The organism is Pseudarthrobacter oxydans, from assembly GCF_034258515.1.
In the GTDB taxonomy this organism is placed as follows: domain Bacteria; phylum Actinomycetota; class Actinomycetes; order Actinomycetales; family Micrococcaceae; genus Arthrobacter.
The window spans coordinates 4,360,418-4,378,142 of the sequence record NZ_CP139438.1 but is presented as its reverse complement, the minus strand read 5'-3'; the positions used below and the strand labels follow the sequence as shown (position 1 = coordinate 4,378,142).

Below are 17,725 nucleotides of genomic sequence, written 5' to 3'. Positions count from 1 at the left end.
AAGGGAATAACCTGGCACGTTCCCCGGTTTGCCTGTATGGATGTAAACATGCAAATGCATGTAACTTGTATACGAACTACCGAGCAACAGGAGACCGTCATGGAAACCCGCCGTATCACAGTCCTTTCCGCCGGCTTGGGCGTGCCGTCGTCGAGCCGCCTGCTTGCCGACCAGCTGGCAGTGTCGGCTGAACGTCAGTTGGGCGCGGCCGGCTATGACGTGACCGTGGACGTCGTCGAACTCCGGGACCTTGCCGTGGACATCGCCAACAACTTCGTCACCGGCTACGCTGCTCCGCGCCTCGCAGAGGTCATCGCAGGGGTGGAAGCCGCCGACGGGATCATCGCCGTGACGCCTGTGTTCAGCGCGTCCTACAGTGGCCTGTTCAAATCCTTCATCGACGTCCTCGACCCCAAGTCCTTGGACGGCAAGGCCGTCCTGCTCGGCGCCACCGGCGGCACCGAGCGCCACCAGATGGTCCTGGACTACGCGCTCCGCCCGCTCTTCAGCTACCTGCGCGCCAGGATTGCGCCCACGGGCGTCTTCGCCGGCCCGCAGGACTGGGGAACCGCCGACGACGACGGGTCCTCCCTTGCCGCCCGCATCGACCGCGCTGCCGGCGAATTTACCCGCCTGATGGAGGGGTCCCAGCCGGGCCGGAAGCATGTTCCCATGGAGTCACTGCCATTCGAGCAGCTGCTGGCGGGCATCTCCGGAAACGCCTGAAGTTCCCCGCCGCGAGAGTTCCCCGCCGCGAGCGAAGCCAACTTCCAGTAGGCCCTTTCACGAGTCCAGCCGGGCTTAGTCGTCCAGCAGTTCGATGAACTCCCTGGCCTGCTTCATGGAGATATCGGAATGGCGGGTAAGGGCGGTGGCAGCCGCCTCGGTGTCCCCATTGCGGGCCAGGGTGCGGATGCGGCCGTAGATCTCGTCGTTGAGCATATTGCTGCTGACCTCGCGGGTTACGTCGCCTTTACTCGCAATGGCCCGGTAGCGGTAAGGGAACCGCTGCGGCTCATCGTCCTCGTCGTCCTCAGTGGCCGGCGGCACTGCCTCGGGGCCCCGGTAGGGCTGGGGGTGGGCGGCCAGCGCACCGACGGCATCGCGTGACGCGCGCAGCCCATCCCCGGTGACCTCGTAGTAGAGCTTGATGGCGGCCATGGCCTGGCCTTGGGCAATCAGGGCATATAGCCGCCGGTGTTGGTCCTCGGAGAGTTTCGTGGCCGCCTGGCGGGCGAGCTCGGCGGAACTGACGGGCGGCGACGTGGATGCCGCACCGGCGGAAGCCTTTCGCCTGCTGATGGCGCGGGCAGCCAGGGAGACTCCGGCAGCCACGGCCAGGAGGATAAGGACAGGGATCACGAGCGATTCCATTTTCATTGCCGTTCTGTGTACTTCCTGGTGGCAGCCAGATCTGAGTGCATCGCCTGGGCGTTCTGGCTTGGCCGCGTAATGGCCTCGAGGCGGGCCCGCGCGGCGGTGGCCGCCTGGACCTGCGCGGCATAGTGCCGGGCTGAACGTTCGGCGAGGTCCCGCTGGTATTTCTCGGCGTCGGATACGCCTGAATCGCGTGGGCTGAGGGCCGTGGCAAGCCCCCAAATAAGCGCCGCCAAGACGATCGCCGGCAGCAGAACCAGCAGTAGTTCGCCCATACATAGAGCTTATGCCAGTTCCTGTTTATCCACAGCAATATTCACTGTTGTGCATATGGGGGGCCTGCCCGACGCCAGACATCCGCAGCGGCATATGACGAAGGCCACGGGTTCGCAGATGAACTGGGTCACTGCCCGCCGCGCGGCGACCTAAGGCCACTGGCGGCCATATAGGCTGTGGATGAAATTCCCGGGAAGAAATATTTACTCCACATGCTGGTGCTAATGTTTCCGCAGGTCAAGCGCATATCACCCGGTAAAGGTTTTTGCTGTCCACAACCTTTCCCACAGGCTGTGCACAAGCTATGCCCCTTAGTGCACAGGTTGTCCACAGGGCCCGGGCACCGCTGGCTTTGCAGCTGGAGCGGAGGGGGCTAGCGTAGCGGGGTACCTGTTCTTCAGGGTCCTGCTGGTTCCGCTTTAGCTGCTGAAGGCAGCTTGTGGAGCCGCCGGATCCGGAAGAAATCGCCCGCTGTGGAAAACCTGTGGATAGTGGGGATAACTCGCGCCATGCCGTCTCCGGAGGGCGTGGCCCCGCGTTGTCACACCCTGCTGGTAGACCTGAACAGGTAGCGGTGCGCGGTCTTCGGGCAACGCCACACCAGGATGGATCACCGCCGGGACCTCAGGTCCCGGCTCACATGGAGGACGGCAATTTTGTCAATCGCGCATCTTGACCCGGTCGAAACAACCCGCGGATCAGACGCGAGCCGAAAGCCACCGCAGGACATCCCTGCCGAGCAATCCGTCCTGGGCGGCATGATGCTGTCCAAGGATGCCATTGCCGACGTGGTGGAAATTCTCCGGGGACAGGACTTTTACCGCCCCGCCCACGAAACCATCTACGAAGCCATTATCGACCTCTACGGCCGCGGCGAACCGGCGGACGCTGTTACCGTCTCGGACGAACTGACCAAGCGTGCCGAGATCAACCGGATCGGCGGCCCCGCCTACCTGCATGAGTTGATCCAGACCGTCCCCACGGCGGCCAACGCCGGCTACTACGCCGAAATCGTTGCTGAGCGCGCCGTCCTCCGGCGCCTGGTCAATGCCGGAACCAAGATCGTCCAGCTGGGCTACGGCTCGGACGGTGAGGTGGAGGACCTGGTCAACCAGGCCCAGGCCGAGGTCTACGCCGTGGCCGAGCGTCGCACTGCCGAGGATTACGTTGTCCTCAAGGACGTCATGGAGTCCACAGTGGACGAGATCGAGGCCTCCGGGCACCGCGGCGAGGGAATGACCGGCGTCCCCACGGGGTTCTACGAGCTGGATGAGCTCACCCACGGACTGCACCCGGGCCAGATGATCGTCATCGCCGCCCGCCCGGCAGTGGGTAAGTCCACCTTCGCACTGGATTTTGCCCGCTCCGCTGCCATCAAGAACAACCTCTCCACGGTGATGTTCTCCCTCGAAATGGGCCGGAACGAAATCGCCATGCGCCTCCTCTCCGCGGAGGCAACCATCGGTCTGCAGGATCTCCGCAAGGGAACCATCAAGGACGAGCAATGGTCCAAGATCGCCACCACCATGGGCCGGATGAACGACGCCCCGCTGTTCATTGACGACAGCCCCAACATGTCCCTGATGGAGATCCGGGCAAAATGCCGGCGCCTGAAGCAGCAGCATGATCTCAAGCTGGTGATCCTCGACTACCTGCAGCTCATGAGCTCCGGCAAGAAGGTGGAGTCCCGCCAGCAGGAAGTATCCGAGTTTTCGCGCGCGCTGAAGCTCCTGGCCAAGGAACTGCAGGTCCCGGTCATCGCACTGTCCCAGCTGAACCGTGGCTCTGAGCAGCGCCAGGACAAGCGGCCCATGGTTTCGGACCTCCGTGAATCCGGATCCATCGAGCAGGACGCGGACATGGTGATCCTGCTCCACCGCGAAGATGTCTATGACAAGGAGTCGCCGCGCGCCGGCGAAGCCGACATCCTGGTTGCGAAGCACCGTAACGGTCCCACGAAGGACATCGTGGTGGCCTTCCAGGGCCATTACTCCCGGTTTGCCAACATGGCGGCCGACGCCGGCGGCGGGGGCTTCTAGGAGCCACGCGCCGGCGGGTGGGGGCGCTTAGCCCTGCGCCAGCAGGTGGTTCGGCAGGCGGTTGCCCGGGGCGGTGCCCCGGATCTCGAGTAGCTCCCGGGCGTGGGCGTGCAGCCGCTTGTCCTCCTCGCTGACCGGCATCCAGGCAGGGATAGGCACCGAGTTGCCTTCGGCGTCGCGCGCCACCATCACCGTCAGGCAATAGGTGGTGAGGTTCATGTCGCGGCTCCTGGGATCGCCGGAGCGGACGTGGACTGCGATGTGCATGCCCTTCGTCCCCGTGTACACCAGGCGGGCTTCCACCTCCACAACGTGGCCAATCAGCAACGGGCGGTAGAACCGGACGCCGCCGGAGAATACGGCCACTGTGTTCATGCCGCAGTACCGGGAGGCGCAGACGTAGGCTGCTTCGTCGATCCACTTCATGACGATCCCGCCGTGCACTTTTCCGCCCCAGTTCACGTCCGTGGGCGCAGCCATGAAGCGGAGCGTCACCCGTTCGGCCGTGCCCGCGTCAGTATATTCCTGGCGGTTCATGGCTTCGACAATCTGTTCCCGCACCTTGATCCGGGCCAGGGCGTGGTCCCGCTGCTCGATTTCCGCCGGGGTGACGGGTTCGTACTGCTGCACCGGGATGGGTTTCCCGTCTTCCCCGACGGCCACGAAAATCACCATGCACTGGCTTCGCATAGTGGCCGGACCGCCCTTGGGATCCCCGGAGGAAACCACGGTGCGGATGTGCATTGAGGACCGGCCGGTGTAGACGATGGTGGCTTCCACCTCCACCATGTCCCCGCTGTTGACCGGATCGGCGAAATGGATGTTTCCCACATAGGCAGTCACGCAGTAGGACTTCGCCCACCCCACCGCCGCGGCATACGCGGCCTTGTCCACCCACTCCAGGACTGTCCCGGCATCCACCGAGCCGCTGTGTCCCACGTCCATCGGGGCGGCGAGGAAGCGGAGGGTCACGGAGTTGGAGGCAGGGGTGTCGGTCATGGTGCGATCATACTGACGCCATTGGGTTACCCAGCAGTCAGGCCTGTTTCGGGTGATGAAAAGGCCGACGGCGGGTGCGCACCGGAGTGGGCACCCGCCGTCGAGCGGTTCCCGGCCATGGCCGGAGGTTCGGCTTAGGCGAGGACAGACAACTTGGAGTTGCTGCGGCCAAAGAGGGCCCGGTCCACTGAGAGGCGTCCGGCGCCGGTGAGGGCCAGGGCGAAGGCTGCGGCCGCGAGGAGCAGCACCAGCTCGTACCCGCCGTTGGCGGCAAAAACTCCGGCGGAGGCGTGGACCAGGACCAGGGCCCCCAGCATGTCCAGGACCAGGAGGGCTGCAACCACGCGGGTGAGGATGCCCAGGATCAGGGCGATGCCGCCGGCGAACTCCAGGACGGCGATTGCGGGGGCTGCGATTTCCGCTGCCGGAACGCCCATCTTGGCGAACGACGCCTGGGTGCCGGCGATGGTCCATTCGTTGAACTTCTGCCAGCCGTGGGCGGCGAAGAGGAAGCCCAGGATGATGCGGAGGGCAGTAACGGCGGTGGTGGTAAGTCGTGACTGGTTCATGCATTCCAGTCTTCCGGCCCGATGGTTGAAGTGTCAACTAAATCGTCACAATGTGTTCCTTGTCATGCGCACAGGCCCGATCGCGGCCGGCGGATTAGGCTGGCATCGTGCCCCGCTTACCTGCCCCCACCACTGCTGCGCCATCCAGGGGGCAGCGCCGGGAGATCCTCCGGCTTGCCGTCCCCGCTTTTGGTGCGCTTGTGGCCGAGCCGCTGTTCCTGCTCGCCGACTCGGCGATTGTGGGCCACCTGGGCGTGGCCCAGCTGGCCGGCGTCGGACTCGCCTCGGCGGTGCTGCACACCGCCGTCGGCCTGATGGTCTTCCTGGCCTACTCCACTACCCCTGCCGTGGCCCGCGCCATCGGCGACGGCCAGCCGGGCAAGGCCTTGGCAGCCGGCCGCGACGGCGTCTGGCTGGCACTGCTGCTGGGCCTCGTCCTGGCCGTGGCCGGGTTCCTGGCCGCGGACCCGCTGATCGGCCTTCTGGGGGCGGAAGGCGAGGTGCGGGGATTCGCCGTCGATTACCTCCGCTGGTCCATGCCCGGGCTGGTGGCCATGCTCCTGATTTTCGCCGGCACAGGCCTCCTACGCGGCCTTCAGGACACCCGGACCCCGCTGGTGGTGGCCACGGCGGGCTTTGGCCTCAACATCGTCCTGAACCTGTGGCTGGTCTACGGGCTGGGCTGGTCGGTGACCGGCTCCGCGGTGGGAACCAGCGTGGCCCAGTGGGCGATGGCGGGCGTTTACCTGGTCATCGTCAGGGGGAACGCAGTGAGCAGCGGGGTGAGCCTGCTGCCAAGCTGGCGGGGGATCCGCAGTATGACGCGGGTGGGGTCCTGGCTCATGCTGCGCACACTGAGCCTCCGGATCGCGATCCTGGCCACAGTGCTGGTGGTCACCGCGCAAGGGGCGGTCAACCTGGCAGCCCACCAGCTGGCAATGACGATTTTTTCCTTCCTGGCCTTCGCCCTGGATGCCCTGGCGATCGCCGCCCAGGCCCTGATCGGCAAGGAGCTGGGCGCATCGAATGCCGCCAAGGCGCGCCTCCTGACCCGCACCATGATCCGCTGGGGCCTGGGCTTTGGCGTGGCGACGGGCGTGCTCCTGGCACTGGCGGCCCCCTGGGCGGGTGCCCTTTTCACGTCCGATCCCGAGGTGCAGTCGGTTCTGGCCACTGCCCTCTGGGTCGTCGCGGCGGGCCAGCCCATAGCCGGCTATGTGTTTGTGCTGGACGGGGTGCTGATCGGCGCCGGGGACGCAAAGTACCTTGCCTTGGCCGGGGTCCTGAATCTTGCCGTCTATGTGCCGCTGTTGATTGCCGTGGCGCTGCCCGGCCTATCGGGTGCCGCAGGCCTTGGCTGGCTGTGGGCCGCCTTTGCCCTCGGCTACATGGCTGCGCGCGCCCTGACCCTGGGCCTGCGTGCCCGGTCCGACCGTTGGATGGTGCTCGGTTCGGGGTAGGGGCAGCGGGAACAGGCGCCGAAGTTCTGCCAGCGCACCGCCGCCACTAAACTGGACCGGTGACGCAACCAAGGACACCCGCAGGCACCGCCCCCGGAACCGCCCCCCGGCCAGACCTCTGGCAGCCGGTCCTGCTGCGCTCGGCGGCAGCGCTGGTGTTCGGCGCAGTCACCATCTTCTGGGCCGCGCCCTCCGTGGAGGTCATGGGCTGGGCCGGCGGGCTGTATCTCCTGGCCACCGGCGCGCTCCTCCTCCGGGGTATCCAGGCTGCAGGCTTCCAGCGGGATGGCGCTCCGGGCAAGATGCTCTCGGCGGCAGGCGCAGTGCTGGCCGGCGCGGGACTTTCCTTGGTCCTGCTGCACGGGGACCTGCTGTTTGGCGTGGTGGCCGCAACGGGCCTTGGTGTGGCGGGAGCGCTTGAACTGCTCTGCGGGTTGATGTTGCGCGGCCGCCACGTGCTCTCCCGGGACTGGATCACCTCCGGAGCCATAGGCCTTGGAACCGCAGCCCTGCTGCCGTTCTTCATCGGCCTGGGTGCCCACGCTTTGCTGGGGGTGGCTGGCGGAGGAGCAATTATTTCCGGCGTGCTGTGGGTACTTTCGGGCCTGACGCTTCGGCACGATGCCGGCCACGCCGCCGGAAAGCCGTAAACTAGGAAAGCGCGGTTCTACTCCTTGTAGAAAATTGGCCGGGCAAACCACCGCAATACTTGATCCAGGCCGGCCGGCGTGCCGCCTGCAGGGAGGAATCACCGTGGCAGACCAGCATCCAGGAAAACCGCGCAGGCTGCGGACCTCGGTGAAGGGGCCCCTGATGTTCTCCGCGTTCTGGGCTGTGGTCGCCTTCCTTGCCGTTGTCGTCTTTGCTTCGGGCGGCAGTGCGCGGACTCCCCGCTTCGACCTGGCCTTCACCGCGGCCGGCATCGCCTTCATTGTCACCCTGGTGGTCGCCGCAATGCTCTCCATGAGCTACAAGGAAAATGCCGAGCATCTGGGTAAAGGGTCCGGCGTGAACCTCAGCTCGGCCCGGAAACCCTCCCACGGCTTTGGCGCCCCGGGCCCCCAGGAGCCACCCGCCTCCGCCGACAGCCCTGATCACCCGGACACGCCGGGCGGCCACTAGCCCGAGGCCGCCTGCCGGGCACGGTAGGCGGCGACATGTGCGCGGTTGGCGCAATTGCCGGTGTCGCAGTAGCGCTTCGACCGGTTCCGGCTCAGGTCCAGCACCGCCGCATCGCAATCCTCTGCGTCGCAGGTGCGCATTCGGTCCATCTCCTTGCCGCGGATGACATCCGCCAGCGCCATCGCGGCCTCCGTGCTCATCCGGTCCACCAGCGGGGCGTCCGGTGTGGTGGCATGCAGGTGCCAGTCCCAGTCGTCGTGCTTGACCAGCTGGGGGAGCGCGCGCGCCTCGCGCAGGAGGCGGTTCACCGTGCGGACAGCCGCATCTTCATCCGCTGTCCAAAGCTCTGCGAGCTGCCGGCGCAACTGCCGGACGCTTTCCAGTTCCTGCTGATCCCTGGTGCGGGAGCCGGTGAAACCCTCAGCCGCCAGGAAACGGTCCAGGTCCGCCTGCGTGGCAAGGCCTTCGGCCCCATTTGCCGCTGAATTGACCAGATTCACCACCGTCCGCAGCGCCACCTCGGTGTCAGGGGCAAAAACCATCTTGACTCCTTACAGTGCCGTCCCGTACTGTCATGACCATAATCCCACTTTACTCCTGACAGGAGGTGCTCAATGTCCGTTGCGAGCAACCGCGCGCCCGGCCGCCTGTCCGCAGGCAAGCGGAACTTCCTCGCCTCCGGCCTGGGCATAGCCCTGTTCTCCTCCGCCGTCTTCGGCCTCTCCGGGTCCTTCGCCAAGGCGCTCCTGGAGACCGGTTGGTCCCCGGGAGCCGCCGTCACTGCCCGGCTCACGGGTGCCGCCGTGATTCTCGCCGTGCCCGCGGTTCCAGCCCTGCGGGGACGCTGGCACCAGCTGCGGAACAACTGGGTGACCATCCTCCTCTTCGGGCTGATCGGCGTGGCGGCCTGCCAGCTCTTCTACTTCAACGCTGTGGCCAGGCTCTCCGTGGGCGTGGCGCTCCTGCTTGAATACCTGGCTCCGGTCATCATCGTGCTGTGGCTGTGGGCTGCCAGCCGCAGGCGGCCGCGTGTCCTGACGTTCGGCGGTACCCTGCTTTCCCTTGCCGGCCTGGTTCTCGTGCTGGACCTCACAGGCGCCGTGAAGATCGACGTCATTGGTGTCCTCTGGGGAATTGCGGCCGCCGTCTGCCTTGCCATGTACTTCTTCATTACGGCCAAGGAGAACGACTCACTGCCGCCCATCGTCCTGGCCTCCGGCGGGCTGCTGGTGGGTGCGGCCGCTATGTGGCTCTCCGCCGCCACCGGCCTGCTGCCGATGGCCTTCAGCGCAGCCGATACCAGGCTCGGCCCCTGGACCACCCCGTGGTGGGTCCCGCTGGCGGGCCTCGTAGTCCTGGCGACGGTCCTGGCGTACGTGTCCGGGATCATGGCCGCCCGGGCGCTCGGATCGAAGGTGGCCTCTTTCGTGTCGCTGACAGAGGTACTCTTCGCCGTCATCTGGGCCTGGCTGCTGCTTGGTGAGCTTCCGGGCGCCATCCAGCTCGTCGGCGGAGCGCTGATCGTCGGCGGTGTCATCCTGGTCCGGCTGGACGAACTCCGGGGCCCTGCGCCGGCGTCGGCGGGAGCGGGCGGCAAGGAGCCGCCCAGGGCGGCGTCCCCGCTGGAACACGCGAACGACGTCGAGCCCGTCCCTTAAAGCAGAGGGCCCGGACTGGTGTCCGGGCCCTCTGTGCGTTAGCTTTCGCAGCCGCGTTGCTAGTTGGAAGCCTGATCCTGCTGATCGGCGTTCCGCTTGGCGCGGGTGCTGGCTTCCTTCAAAGCCTCGGCCACCTTGGTCAGCTGGGTGGTGTGGGTTCCGGACCACTCCTCGCGGAACTTGTCCGCGTCCGGCCCCTTCCAGTCGGTGCTGTTCAGCAAGCTGGTGAGATTGGACTTCTGCGTCTCGATCTGTGACGCGCCCTCCTGAAGCTTGCTGCCCAGCTGACGAAGCTGCTGAACGTCTGCACCCCACATGGCCATTGGTTTCTCCTTGTTAGATCGTGGATCCGAACCAGGTCGGCATCCCCCGCGGCCCCCCGGCTCATCCGGAAGATCCATTGCCTAAAACCTACCCCGGTCCGCAAAACAGTGTCGATGGGCAGCCCTGCCCATGCCGGACTCCCCATGGACGGCAGCCCCTGCGGGCCCGCGGAAGGGGTCGATCGCAGGCGTTCCAGAGCCTAGCATGGCTGTATGTGCCGGAATATCCGAACCCTTCACAACTTCGAGCCGCACGCCACGTCCGAGGAGGTCCATGCGGCCGCACTGCAGTATGTGCGGAAGGTCAGCGGCAGCACCAAGCCCTCCAGGGCCAACCAGGAAGCCTTTGAGGAGGCGGTTCACGAGATCGCCCACATCACGCAGCATCTCCTTGACTCGCTGGTGTCGCAGGCGCCTCCCAAGGACCGCGAAACCGAGGCGGCCAAGGCCAAGGCCCGCGCCGCCGTCCGGTACGGCGCGGCCTGAACTCCCGGACTACCTGCCTGCGGGCTGCCTGCCGAAACTCCGCAGCCGCAGCGAGTTGGCCACCACCAGCACCGAACTGGCGGCCATCGCGGCACCTGCGATCATCGGGTTGAGGAGGCCGAGCGCAGCCACGGGAATGCCGACGGCGTTATAGAAGAACGCCCAGAACAGGTTGGTCTTGATGGTGGCCAGCGTCTTCCGTGAGAGCTCGATCGCCTGTGCCACCTGGGCAAGGTCGTTGCCCATCACGGTCAGGTCTGCCGCCTCAATGGCCACGTCCGTGCCGGAGCCCATGGCGATCCCGAGGTCCGCCTGTGCGAGTGCCGCTGCATCATTGACGCCGTCTCCGGCCATGGCCACGGTGGCGCCGCCGGCCTGCAGCCTGCGCACCGCCTCGACTTTCCCCTCCGGCAGCACCCCTGAAAAAACGTCTTCCTCGTCAATGCCGACGGCGGCGGCCACCTGGGCGGCGACGGCCGCATTGTCACCCGTGAGCAGGATGGGGCGCAGGCCCAGCGCCTTCAAGCGCGCGACGGCGGCCGCGGAGCCTTCCTTGACGGTGTCGCGCAGGCTGATGATGCCGGCGGGAGTGCCGTCCACAGCAACCCAAATGGCGGTGGCGCCCGTGGCTTCCGCCGCCGACAATGCGGCGTGCTGTTCCTGCGCAATGGTGACGCCGTTCTCCTGCAGCCACCCCGCGCGGCCGGCAGCAACCAGCCTGCCCTCGACGGTTCCCGAAACGCCCCCGCCGGGGGCGGAACGGAAGCCCTGCACGGCCGGGAGGGCGCCGCCGTCGTCCGCTGGGTGGATCCCCTTGGTGCCCCCATGGGCGGCGGCCGCGATAGCCCTGGCCACCGGATGCTCGGACGCCGCCTCCACGGCGCCGGCCAGCCGCAAGACGCCACCCTCCGCGAAGCCCTCGAAGGCCAGCACCGCGTCCACGGCAAGGACGCCGGTGGTGACGGTCCCCGTTTTGTCCAGCAGGATGGTGTCCACCGTCCGGGTGTCCTCCAGGACCTGCGGCCCCTTGATGAGGATGCCCAGCTGGGCCCCGCGCCCGGTTCCGGTCAGCAGGCCAACCGGGGTGGCAAGCCCCAGGGCGCACGGGCAGGCGATCACCAAGACGGCGACGGCGGCGGTAAAGGCCGAGCGCAGGTCAGCACTGCTTACGTCGGGTCCCGTAAAGAGGAGCCACAACGCGAACGTCAGCGCGGCGATGCCCAGGACCACGGGAACGAACACGGCGCTGATGCGGTCCGCAAGGCGGGCTATGGGCGCTTTGCCGGTCTGGGCCTGGGACACGAGGCGCGCTATTTGGGCGAGGGTTGTTTCAGAGCCGACACGCGTGGCGCGCACCAGCAGGCGGCCGGACGTGTTGATGGTGGCGCCCGTGACGCGGCTGCCGGGGCCTACCTCCACCGGTACCGACTCGCCGGTCACCAGGGAAGCGTCCACGGCCGAAATCCCGTCTGCCACCACGCCGTCGGTGGCAATCTTTTCACCGGGCCGGACCACCAGGATGTCATCCACCTGGAGCCGGTCGGCCGGGATCCGCTGTTCGGTGCCGCCACGCAGGATGGTGGCATCCTTTGCGCCCAGGTTCAGCAGGGCCTGCAGGGCGTCGCCGGCTTTCTGCTTCGCGTTGGCTTCCAGGTAGCGGCCCAGGAGCAGGAAGGTTGTGACAACGGCCGCCACCTCGAAGTAGAGGCCGCCGGCCTCCATCCCTTCCATCCCCGGGTGTTCCGTCATGCGCGGATCCACCAGCAACTGCCCGGCCGAGAACAGGTACGCGGCCGTCACGCCGATGGAAACCAGGGTATCCATGGTGGACGCCAGGTGCCGCGCATTGATGGCCGCCGCGCGGTGGAACGGCCAGGCCGCCCAGGTCACCACCGGCAGCGCCAGGAGCGCGGCCACCCACCCCCAGTGAGGGAACTGGGCCGCGGGAACCATGGAAATAACGAAGACCGGGACGGTCAGGACTGCTGCCAGGATCAACCGGGGGCGGAGCTGCGCGGCGCCGCCATGGGCCGCGTGGTCGCCGACGGCCGCCCCGGTTGCGGGCAGCACCTCGGTTCCTCCGCCGGCAGGGTAAGGTGCTTGCGCTGCCGGAGCCTTGCGAAGCGTGGCCTTGTAACCGGCCGCATTGACCGTGTCTACGAGCTGTTGGTCGGTGACCCCGGCCGGAACGGTCACGTGGGCTGATTCGAGGGGGAGGTTCACCGTGGCCTGCACGCCGTCGAGCTTGCCGAGTTTCTTCTCCACCCGGTTGACGCAGGAGGCGCAGGTCATGCCCTCAATATCGAGCTCCACCACCCGGGTGCCGGGCTGGTGGAGAAGGTCCTGGTTGCTCATGCGGATCCCCGTGTCAGTGGTGGTCTTCAGGCTTCATTGGCGACGACCAGGTAGCCGGCCTCCGCCACTGCCTCGCCGATCTCGGAAGGGGAGAGTTCCTTGCTCGAGGTGATGGTCACCGTGGAAATGCCCCCGGCGTTCAGTTCGACGTCCACTTCTTCGACGCCCGCCAAGGCTTCGAGTTCTTCGCTGACTGCGGAGACGCAGTGGCCGCAGGTCATTCCGGACACGCTGACGATGGTGGTGGCGGGGGAGGTGGTGCTCATGGCTTGCTCCTTTGGGGGCGGCCGGCGGTGGCCGGCACGTAATCGGGTAATGGGCGGGTCAGCGAAGCAACCGGCCGATGGCGTCTGCCGCTTCCTTGACCTTGGCGTCTATTGCTTCCGCGCGTGCTGCCGGGTCCGGTTCGGAGGCGGCTCCCACCACGCAGTGGCCGATGTGTTCCTCCATCAGGCCCAGGCTCACCGCATGCAAGGCCTTGGTGACGGCGGATACCTGGGTGAGGATGTCGATGCAGTACTTGTCCTCATCCACCATGCGCGCAATCCCGCGGACCTGGCCCTCAATGCGCCTGAGCCTGCGAAGGTATGCGTCCTTATTGCCGGTGTAGCCGTGCGTCGGCAGGTGCGCCGTCCCGGGCCCGGGCGCAACCGCTTCTTCGATGCTGTCCATGGCATCAGGCTATACCCCTCAGGGGTATTCGATCAAGTACCCCCAGGGGGTATCGTTGCGAAGGTGTCCACGGCCAAAGAAGGCACAAAAAAGCTCCGGAGTGCGTTATTGGGGGATACGCACTCCGGAGCGGCTTTTGGGCAAATCCGGCGCCAATTGCGGTTGTGCCGGTCTGCTTGAATCAGCTTACTGGCTGGTAGCGCGGACCGCCAGCGCCCCGAATAACTACTTTCGCTTTATTATCCGAGTCACCACGGAGGCCTGATCGGGGCGGGGATGGCGCCGATCACGGCCGGTCTTCATGGGCGGGCATCCGGTAGGGAACCACCAGGACAGGCCTGCTTTGATGATGGCTGAGCCACGCGCCCACCGATCCATTCAGGGCCTCCGCGAGGCGGTGCGAGAACCCCCGCTCCGAGGTGCCCACGATAATCATCGGTGCATTGGTTTCCGCAGCAAGCTGCGAGAGGCCGCGTGCGGGATCTCCGGCCAGTGTCCGCAGTGTCCACTTCACGCTGTCTGCCCCTCCCGGCACGTTTGCCACCGCGGCTTCGATGACTGCTGTGAGTTCCAAGGTCAGGGACCGGATCTCCTGGTCATCCGCCTCCGGATGGAGGGACAGCCGGTGGGCGGAGCGCGCCGGGTCCCACTCCACGAGATAACTGGCCTCGTCCACGTAGGCGCAGACCAGCGGGACGCCCAGCTGCGCAGCGAGGGTTGCAGCAGTCTGCAGGACTTCGGGATGCTGCTTGGGCATGACACCCACCAGGAGCGGGGCCGTGCCGTTGAATCGATCAGACGTCATAGCTCATTGTCCGCCTAGTGAAAGGCCCCTGCACAGGGAGGCGGGCTTCCCGCCGCTAAGAAACCGCAGGTGAGGCGGTGACAACGACGTTTTTCCCCCAGGGATCTTCCGTGTAGCAGCTGATGAGGACCAGGCGGTTGGGCACGATCTCCCAGATGGGGCTGTCCTTCAGGCTGGACTTCACGTAGGTGGTGATGCTGTCCACCTGGTAGGTGATGGTGCCTGAGGCCGTGTCAACCTCGAACCGGTCGCCCACCGCGGCGGCTGAACTCAAGTGATTGAAAGGCGCCTCCGCGCCGTCCCAGCTGTGGCCGATCACGTAGGTGGTGTTGGACGAGCCTTTGCCCGGGGTGCCGAAGGGAGTCAGCCAGTAGCCGTCTTTCGTGGCGGGCGGCTCGATGGTCTGGCTCGACTCGGCGGCGCTGTCCGGATCGAGGGGGTGCACGGGCACGTCGAAGCCCGCGGACGGGTACCGGATGCGGCGGGGCTGTGATGCGTCGGGCAGCAGAGGTTCCGGAGCGGCAGCGGCGGGGGATTCCGCAGTTGGCGCATTTCCTGGTGCGGCAGCGGTTGCGGCGGGCGGCGCCGGCTTGGGGGCCGGAATCCCGGCAGTGGCGGATTCGACGGCACGTCCGGCGAATCCGGAGGCAGGGTGCGGTGGGCTGAACAAGGGCGCGCCAAAGGTAAAGGACAGGAAAGCCAGGACGCCGCACAGGAGAATGGCCAGATCTCCCCGGTCCCAGCCCCGCCGCCGGGGTTTTGTCTCAGCGACGTGCCGGCTTTGGGCCTTTTCCATAATGCTCCCCGATGCTCGAGACGGGACCGGAAGGAAGGCGCCCCGCCGGGCACTGGCGGAACGCCTTCCTTGTCAGGTGGCCGCAATTGCGGCTTGGCCGGCGTCAGCCGCCCAGGGGCTGCGTGCGCGACCTGCGGCGGACCGCGACTGCCGCTCCTGCAGCCATCAGGGCACCCAGTCCAGCCAGCCAGGACGGAGCGCTGTCAGCACCGCCGACGGCGGTCTGGGCGTTGTACCCCTGGTTTGTTCCCAGGCTGGTGGCTGCCGGGGCAGCCGCCGGGGCGGCGGCAGGTGCCTGCCGCTGGACGGCAGCCTGGGGTGCGGCTGCCACTGGTGCCGCCGCCGGTGGAACGGCTGCGGGCTGCTCGACGACGGGCGTAACAGCAGGGGGCTCGACCACAGGCTGGTTGACGACCGGTTGTTCGACCACGGGCTGTTCCACCACGATGGGGGGTTCCACGACGATCGGCGGCACAACCACAGGCGGCGTGACCACTACGGGCGCTGCGGGCGCCACGCAATCGTTGGCGTGAACGGCGATTCCCTTCGTGTCCCAGTTCCGTGCGCCCATGCCGTCGTTTGGCGGAACGATGTCATCCAGGTGGAGGTCGTGCCCGTCCAAGGCGCTGACGCCGATGGTGACTGCCTTGTAGAAGCCGCCGCCCTCAGCGTGACAGATGGTGATCTTGTCTTTGGTCTTGTCGCCGGCGGCGGTGGCCGGAGCGGCGACGGTGAACGCCGCGAGCCCCAGCACCCCCAGTGTGGCCATGGTGCGTTTCATGATGATTCTCCCCAGTTCTTTGCCGGAAACGGACCATGCTGAGGAGGAACAGTGCTTGCGCCGAATGCCCCAGCAACACGGTCAGCTTGCTTGAGTTTTCAGGCTAGGCGGGCGCCCCCGGGGCAGTCCTGAGTAGGGGGTACTCGTCTTTTCCCGCCCTCGGCGGGTCCGGTTACTTGCGGGTACCCGCATCACGCAGGGACGACCCGCACCGGCTACCTGCCTTCCAGGGGTGGATCTTGTCCGCGGGTGCCGCCGGGCCTAACGTTGAAGCAGACGAAAGGTGCGTGGAGTCATGGAAATCTTCATGTGGTGGCTGGACCTGGACCTGGCAAGTAAGGAATGGCTGCGGGAAAACCTTCGTGCCGAGGAATTGCCCCTTTCGGTGCTCCAGGGGATTGCGGAAGCAGGCGGTCCGCATCCGGAGAATCCTGCTGCAGTCCTCACCGAGGCTGACTGGGATTTCATTGAGACGCAGTCGGAGTTCGTCGACTAGCAGTCCCGTGTGCCGGCCCGGCAGCAAGAAAACCGTTGCGGGCTGCCTTGGGCGGTGGTTGCATGGTGGGCATGGCAACCACCGAGAGTTTTGTCCTTGCAATCGGGACCAAGAAGGGCTTGTGGCTTGCCACGAGCGGGGACCGGCGCCAATGGTCCTTCACCGGCCCGCATTTCCTGATGAGTGAGATCCCCAGCATCGGGATAGACACCAGGGAAGGCCGGACCCGGATCATGGTGGGCGTCCGCAGCGAACACTGGGGGCCCACCGTAGCCCACTCGGATGACCTCGGAGCCAGCTGGTCGGAGCCGGAGCAGGGCGCCGTCAGGTTTCCGGAGGACACCGGCGAAGCGCTGGAGCGCATCTGGCAGATTTACCCGGACGCGGAGTCCCGCCCCGGCGTCGTCTGGGCGGGGGCGGAGCCCATTTCCGTGTGGAAGTCAACGGATGGCGGTGAACACTTCGAACTGAACCGGGGTCTCTGGGACCATCCCCACCGCAGCGAGTGGGGTGCCGGGTACGGCGGCGCCGCCGCGCACTCCATCGTGGTCCATCCCGCGGGGGAGACGGTCCATGTGGCCATGAGTACCGGAGGTGTTTACAGGTCGCTCGACGGCGGCACCTCCTGGGAGCCGCGCAACCGCGGCATTTCCGCCTACTTCATGCCCGACCCCAACCCGGAGTTCGGCCAGTGCGTGCACAAGATCGCCGCGGATGCCGCCGTCGACGGGCGCCTGTACGCTCAGAACCACCACGGCGTCTACCGCACGGATGACAACGGGGAGAGCTGGAACTCCATTGCGGAGGGGCTGCCCGCCGATTTCGGCTTTGTGATGCTGACCCATCCCCGCCGCGAAGGCACCGCATGGGTTGTTCCCCTGAAGGCTGACGGCGAACGCATCCCGCCGGGCGGCGAACTGGCAGTCCACCGCACGGACGATTCCGGCAGCACCTGGAAGAGGCTCAGTAATGGCCTGCCTACACGGGAGTACAACAGTGTGCTGCGTGATGCTGCGTCCGTGGACACCGCGGCGCCGGCAGGGGTCTACTTCGGGACCCGCGGCGGAAGCGTCTACGCCAGCGCTGACGAGGGTGAGGTGTTCCAGGAGGTGGCGTCCCACCTTCCGGATGTGCTGTGTGTCCGGGCAGCCGTGGTTGCCGGTGGCTGACAACAACGCACGGCACATCACTGTGGTGCTCCCCAGTGTCCTGCATCCGCTGGCCGGCGGGCAGTCGGTCCTGACTGCGCCCGCCGACGGGCCGGTGACGGTGGGAAAGCTGCTGGATGCGGTGACCTCGGACTTCGCGGTGCTCGCCCGGCGGCTCCGCGACGAGACGGGCGCGCTGCGGCGTTTCGTGAATGTCTACGTGGGCGGAGACGAGGTGCGGCGGCTGCAGGGCCTGGACACCGAGGTGGCTCCGGGCCAGGAGGTGCTGGTCATCCAGTCCGTGGCCGGAGGCTGAGCGGGCGGGCAGGGGGCCTCCGTTGCGGCGGGCAGCCCATACTGGCT

22 protein-coding genes are annotated in these 17,725 nt (G+C 66.7%); 10 read left to right on the top strand and 12 right to left on the bottom strand.

The window, feature by feature from the left end; translation table 11 throughout:
- Positions 1-99: 99 nt before the first annotated feature.
- Positions 100-726 carry an FMN reductase gene (locus SMD14_RS19985; protein ID WP_321214811.1) on the top strand — a complete coding sequence of 209 codons (627 nt, stop codon included), beginning with the start codon at positions 100-102 and terminating at the stop codon, positions 724-726.
- 75 nt (positions 727-801) lie between these two features.
- On the opposite strand, the gene SMD14_RS19980 is transcribed toward SMD14_RS19985, so the two are convergent.
- Both SMD14_RS19980 and SMD14_RS19975 read right to left on the bottom strand, forming a co-directional pair.
- Complete coding sequence (locus SMD14_RS19980; RefSeq protein ID WP_157242838.1) at positions 802-1,374, bottom strand: hypothetical protein; 573 nt, start codon at positions 1,372-1,374, stop codon at positions 802-804.
- Between the two features lie 2 nt (positions 1,375-1,376).
- Positions 1,377-1,652, bottom strand: coding sequence for a hypothetical protein (locus SMD14_RS19975; RefSeq protein WP_157240209.1), 276 nt, complete (start codon positions 1,650-1,652; stop codon positions 1,377-1,379).
- Positions 1,653-2,309: 657 nt separating this feature from the next.
- On the opposite strand from SMD14_RS19975, the gene dnaB reads away from it, so the two are divergent.
- The gene (dnaB, locus tag SMD14_RS19970) at positions 2,310-3,692 is read left to right on the top strand and encodes a replicative DNA helicase (protein ID WP_321214810.1); all 1,383 of its coding nucleotides are present in this window, start codon (positions 2,310-2,312) and stop codon (positions 3,690-3,692) included.
- Positions 3,693-3,719: 27 nt separating this feature from the next.
- Here dnaB and SMD14_RS19965 read toward each other — a convergent pair whose 3' ends face one another.
- Together SMD14_RS19965 and SMD14_RS19960 are read right to left on the bottom strand one after the other, a co-directional pair.
- Complete coding sequence (locus SMD14_RS19965) at positions 3,720-4,691, bottom strand: hotdog domain-containing protein (protein ID WP_321214809.1); 972 nt, start codon at positions 4,689-4,691, stop codon at positions 3,720-3,722.
- Between the two features lie 134 nt (positions 4,692-4,825).
- Positions 4,826-5,260 carry a DoxX family protein gene (locus SMD14_RS19960; protein WP_321214808.1) on the bottom strand — a complete coding sequence of 145 codons (435 nt, stop codon included), beginning with the start codon at positions 5,258-5,260 and terminating at the stop codon, positions 4,826-4,828.
- Between the two features lie 107 nt (positions 5,261-5,367).
- Between SMD14_RS19960 and SMD14_RS19955 the strand changes: the two genes are divergently transcribed.
- The 3 genes from SMD14_RS19955 to SMD14_RS19945 all read left to right on the top strand — a co-directional run bounded on the left by SMD14_RS19955 (position 5,368) and on the right by SMD14_RS19945 (position 7,842).
- On the top strand, positions 5,368-6,720 hold the full coding sequence (locus SMD14_RS19955; RefSeq protein ID WP_321214807.1) for an MATE family efflux transporter: 1,353 nt from the start codon (positions 5,368-5,370) through the stop codon (positions 6,718-6,720).
- Positions 6,721-6,779: 59 nt separating this feature from the next.
- Positions 6,780-7,370, top strand: coding sequence for a hypothetical protein (locus SMD14_RS19950; RefSeq protein ID WP_321214806.1), 591 nt, complete (start codon positions 6,780-6,782; stop codon positions 7,368-7,370).
- 103 nt (positions 7,371-7,473) lie between these two features.
- Positions 7,474-7,842, top strand: coding sequence for a hypothetical protein (locus SMD14_RS19945; RefSeq protein ID WP_321214805.1), 369 nt, complete (start codon positions 7,474-7,476; stop codon positions 7,840-7,842).
- Here the strand turns inward: SMD14_RS19945 and SMD14_RS19940 are convergent.
- Entirely contained in the window at positions 7,839-8,384 is a 546-nt protein-coding gene (locus SMD14_RS19940; RefSeq protein WP_157240216.1) for an ABATE domain-containing protein, read from the bottom strand. The two genes, SMD14_RS19945 and SMD14_RS19940, sit on opposite strands and share 4 nt — an antisense overlap.
- A 72-nt stretch (positions 8,385-8,456) precedes the next feature.
- Here SMD14_RS19940 and SMD14_RS19935 point away from each other — a divergent pair, with 72 nt between their 5' ends.
- A complete protein-coding gene (locus SMD14_RS19935; RefSeq protein ID WP_321214804.1) occupies positions 8,457-9,500 on the top strand; it encodes an EamA family transporter in 1,044 nt (347 codons plus the stop codon).
- A gap of 59 nt (positions 9,501-9,559) precedes the next feature.
- On the opposite strand, the gene SMD14_RS19930 is transcribed toward SMD14_RS19935, so the two are convergent.
- Positions 9,560-9,823: a WXG100 family type VII secretion target gene (locus SMD14_RS19930; RefSeq protein WP_157240220.1), complete on the bottom strand. Its 264-nt coding sequence runs from the start codon at positions 9,821-9,823 to the stop codon at positions 9,560-9,562.
- A gap of 213 nt (positions 9,824-10,036) precedes the next feature.
- Here SMD14_RS19930 and SMD14_RS19925 point away from each other — a divergent pair, with 213 nt between their 5' ends.
- Entirely contained in the window at positions 10,037-10,309 is a 273-nt protein-coding gene (locus tag SMD14_RS19925; protein WP_321214803.1) for a DUF2277 domain-containing protein, read from the top strand.
- Between the two features lie 9 nt (positions 10,310-10,318).
- On the opposite strand, the gene SMD14_RS19920 is transcribed toward SMD14_RS19925, so the two are convergent.
- The 6 genes from SMD14_RS19920 to SMD14_RS19895 form a co-directional block, all read right to left on the bottom strand.
- Positions 10,319-12,664 carry a heavy metal translocating P-type ATPase gene (locus SMD14_RS19920; protein ID WP_321214802.1) on the bottom strand — a complete coding sequence of 782 codons (2,346 nt, stop codon included), beginning with the start codon at positions 12,662-12,664 and terminating at the stop codon, positions 10,319-10,321.
- A 26-nt stretch (positions 12,665-12,690) separates the two neighbouring features.
- Positions 12,691-12,930, bottom strand: coding sequence for a heavy-metal-associated domain-containing protein (locus SMD14_RS19915; protein ID WP_157240224.1), 240 nt, complete (start codon positions 12,928-12,930; stop codon positions 12,691-12,693).
- A 58-nt stretch (positions 12,931-12,988) separates the two neighbouring features.
- On the bottom strand, positions 12,989-13,336 hold the full coding sequence (locus tag SMD14_RS19910; protein ID WP_157240226.1) for a metal-sensitive transcriptional regulator: 348 nt from the start codon (positions 13,334-13,336) through the stop codon (positions 12,989-12,991).
- Between the two features lie 286 nt (positions 13,337-13,622).
- Positions 13,623-14,141: a universal stress protein gene (locus SMD14_RS19905; protein WP_321214801.1), complete on the bottom strand. Its 519-nt coding sequence runs from the start codon at positions 14,139-14,141 to the stop codon at positions 13,623-13,625.
- Between the two features lie 55 nt (positions 14,142-14,196).
- Positions 14,197-14,937: a class F sortase gene (locus SMD14_RS19900; protein WP_321214800.1), complete on the bottom strand. Its 741-nt coding sequence runs from the start codon at positions 14,935-14,937 to the stop codon at positions 14,197-14,199.
- A gap of 103 nt (positions 14,938-15,040) precedes the next feature.
- Positions 15,041-15,718, bottom strand: a complete 678-nt coding sequence (locus tag SMD14_RS19895; protein ID WP_321214799.1) for a hypothetical protein — start codon at positions 15,716-15,718, stop codon at positions 15,041-15,043.
- Between the two features lie 295 nt (positions 15,719-16,013).
- Between SMD14_RS19895 and SMD14_RS19890 the strand changes: the two genes are divergently transcribed.
- From SMD14_RS19890 to SMD14_RS19880, 3 genes are all read left to right on the top strand, one after another.
- Positions 16,014-16,214 carry a hypothetical protein gene (locus tag SMD14_RS19890; RefSeq protein WP_157240233.1) on the top strand — a complete coding sequence of 67 codons (201 nt, stop codon included), beginning with the start codon at positions 16,014-16,016 and terminating at the stop codon, positions 16,212-16,214.
- A 62-nt stretch (positions 16,215-16,276) separates the two neighbouring features.
- Complete coding sequence (locus SMD14_RS19885; RefSeq protein WP_321214798.1) at positions 16,277-17,383, top strand: exo-alpha-sialidase; 1,107 nt, start codon at positions 16,277-16,279, stop codon at positions 17,381-17,383.
- Positions 17,343-17,678, top strand: a complete 336-nt coding sequence (locus SMD14_RS19880) for a MoaD/ThiS family protein (RefSeq protein WP_157240237.1) — start codon at positions 17,343-17,345, stop codon at positions 17,676-17,678. The genes SMD14_RS19885 and SMD14_RS19880 overlap by 41 nt, the downstream gene beginning before the upstream one ends.
- Positions 17,679-17,725: the final 47 nt, after the last annotated feature.

Bases quoted from the DNA above. Each gene is read 5' to 3' on its own strand.
- SMD14_RS19920 (WP_321214802.1), bottom strand. From the start codon at position 12,664: ATGAGCAACCAGGACCTTCTCCACCAGCCCGGCACCCGGGTGGTGGAG.
- SMD14_RS19930 (WP_157240220.1), bottom strand. From the start codon at position 9,823: ATGGCCATGTGGGGTGCAGACGTTCAGCAGCTTCGTCAGCTGGGCAGC.
- SMD14_RS19965 (WP_321214809.1), bottom strand. From the start codon at position 4,691: ATGACCGACACCCCTGCCTCCAACTCCGTGACCCTCCGCTTCCTCGCC.
- SMD14_RS19895 (WP_321214799.1), bottom strand. From the start codon at position 15,718: ATGAAACGCACCATGGCCACACTGGGGGTGCTGGGGCTCGCGGCGTTC.
- SMD14_RS19940 (WP_157240216.1), bottom strand. From the start codon at position 8,384: ATGGTTTTTGCCCCTGACACCGAGGTGGCGCTGCGGACGGTGGTGAAT.
- SMD14_RS19890 (WP_157240233.1), top strand. From the start codon at position 16,014: ATGGAAATCTTCATGTGGTGGCTGGACCTGGACCTGGCAAGTAAGGAA.
- SMD14_RS19925 (WP_321214803.1), top strand. From the start codon at position 10,037: ATGTGCCGGAATATCCGAACCCTTCACAACTTCGAGCCGCACGCCACG.
- SMD14_RS19960 (WP_321214808.1), bottom strand. From the start codon at position 5,260: ATGAACCAGTCACGACTTACCACCACCGCCGTTACTGCCCTCCGCATC.
- SMD14_RS19935 (WP_321214804.1), top strand. From the start codon at position 8,457: ATGTCCGTTGCGAGCAACCGCGCGCCCGGCCGCCTGTCCGCAGGCAAG.
- SMD14_RS19985 (WP_321214811.1), top strand. From the start codon at position 100: ATGGAAACCCGCCGTATCACAGTCCTTTCCGCCGGCTTGGGCGTGCCG.
- SMD14_RS19880 (WP_157240237.1), top strand. From the start codon at position 17,343: ATGTGCTGTGTGTCCGGGCAGCCGTGGTTGCCGGTGGCTGACAACAAC.
- SMD14_RS19885 (WP_321214798.1), top strand. From the start codon at position 16,277: ATGGTGGGCATGGCAACCACCGAGAGTTTTGTCCTTGCAATCGGGACC.
- SMD14_RS19975 (WP_157240209.1), bottom strand. From the start codon at position 1,652: ATGGGCGAACTACTGCTGGTTCTGCTGCCGGCGATCGTCTTGGCGGCG.
- SMD14_RS19980 (WP_157242838.1), bottom strand. From the start codon at position 1,374: ATGGAATCGCTCGTGATCCCTGTCCTTATCCTCCTGGCCGTGGCTGCC.
- SMD14_RS19910 (WP_157240226.1), bottom strand. From the start codon at position 13,336: ATGGACAGCATCGAAGAAGCGGTTGCGCCCGGGCCCGGGACGGCGCAC.
- SMD14_RS19900 (WP_321214800.1), bottom strand. From the start codon at position 14,937: ATGGAAAAGGCCCAAAGCCGGCACGTCGCTGAGACAAAACCCCGGCGG.
- SMD14_RS19915 (WP_157240224.1), bottom strand. From the start codon at position 12,930: ATGAGCACCACCTCCCCCGCCACCACCATCGTCAGCGTGTCCGGAATG.
- SMD14_RS19905 (WP_321214801.1), bottom strand. From the start codon at position 14,141: ATGACGTCTGATCGATTCAACGGCACGGCCCCGCTCCTGGTGGGTGTC.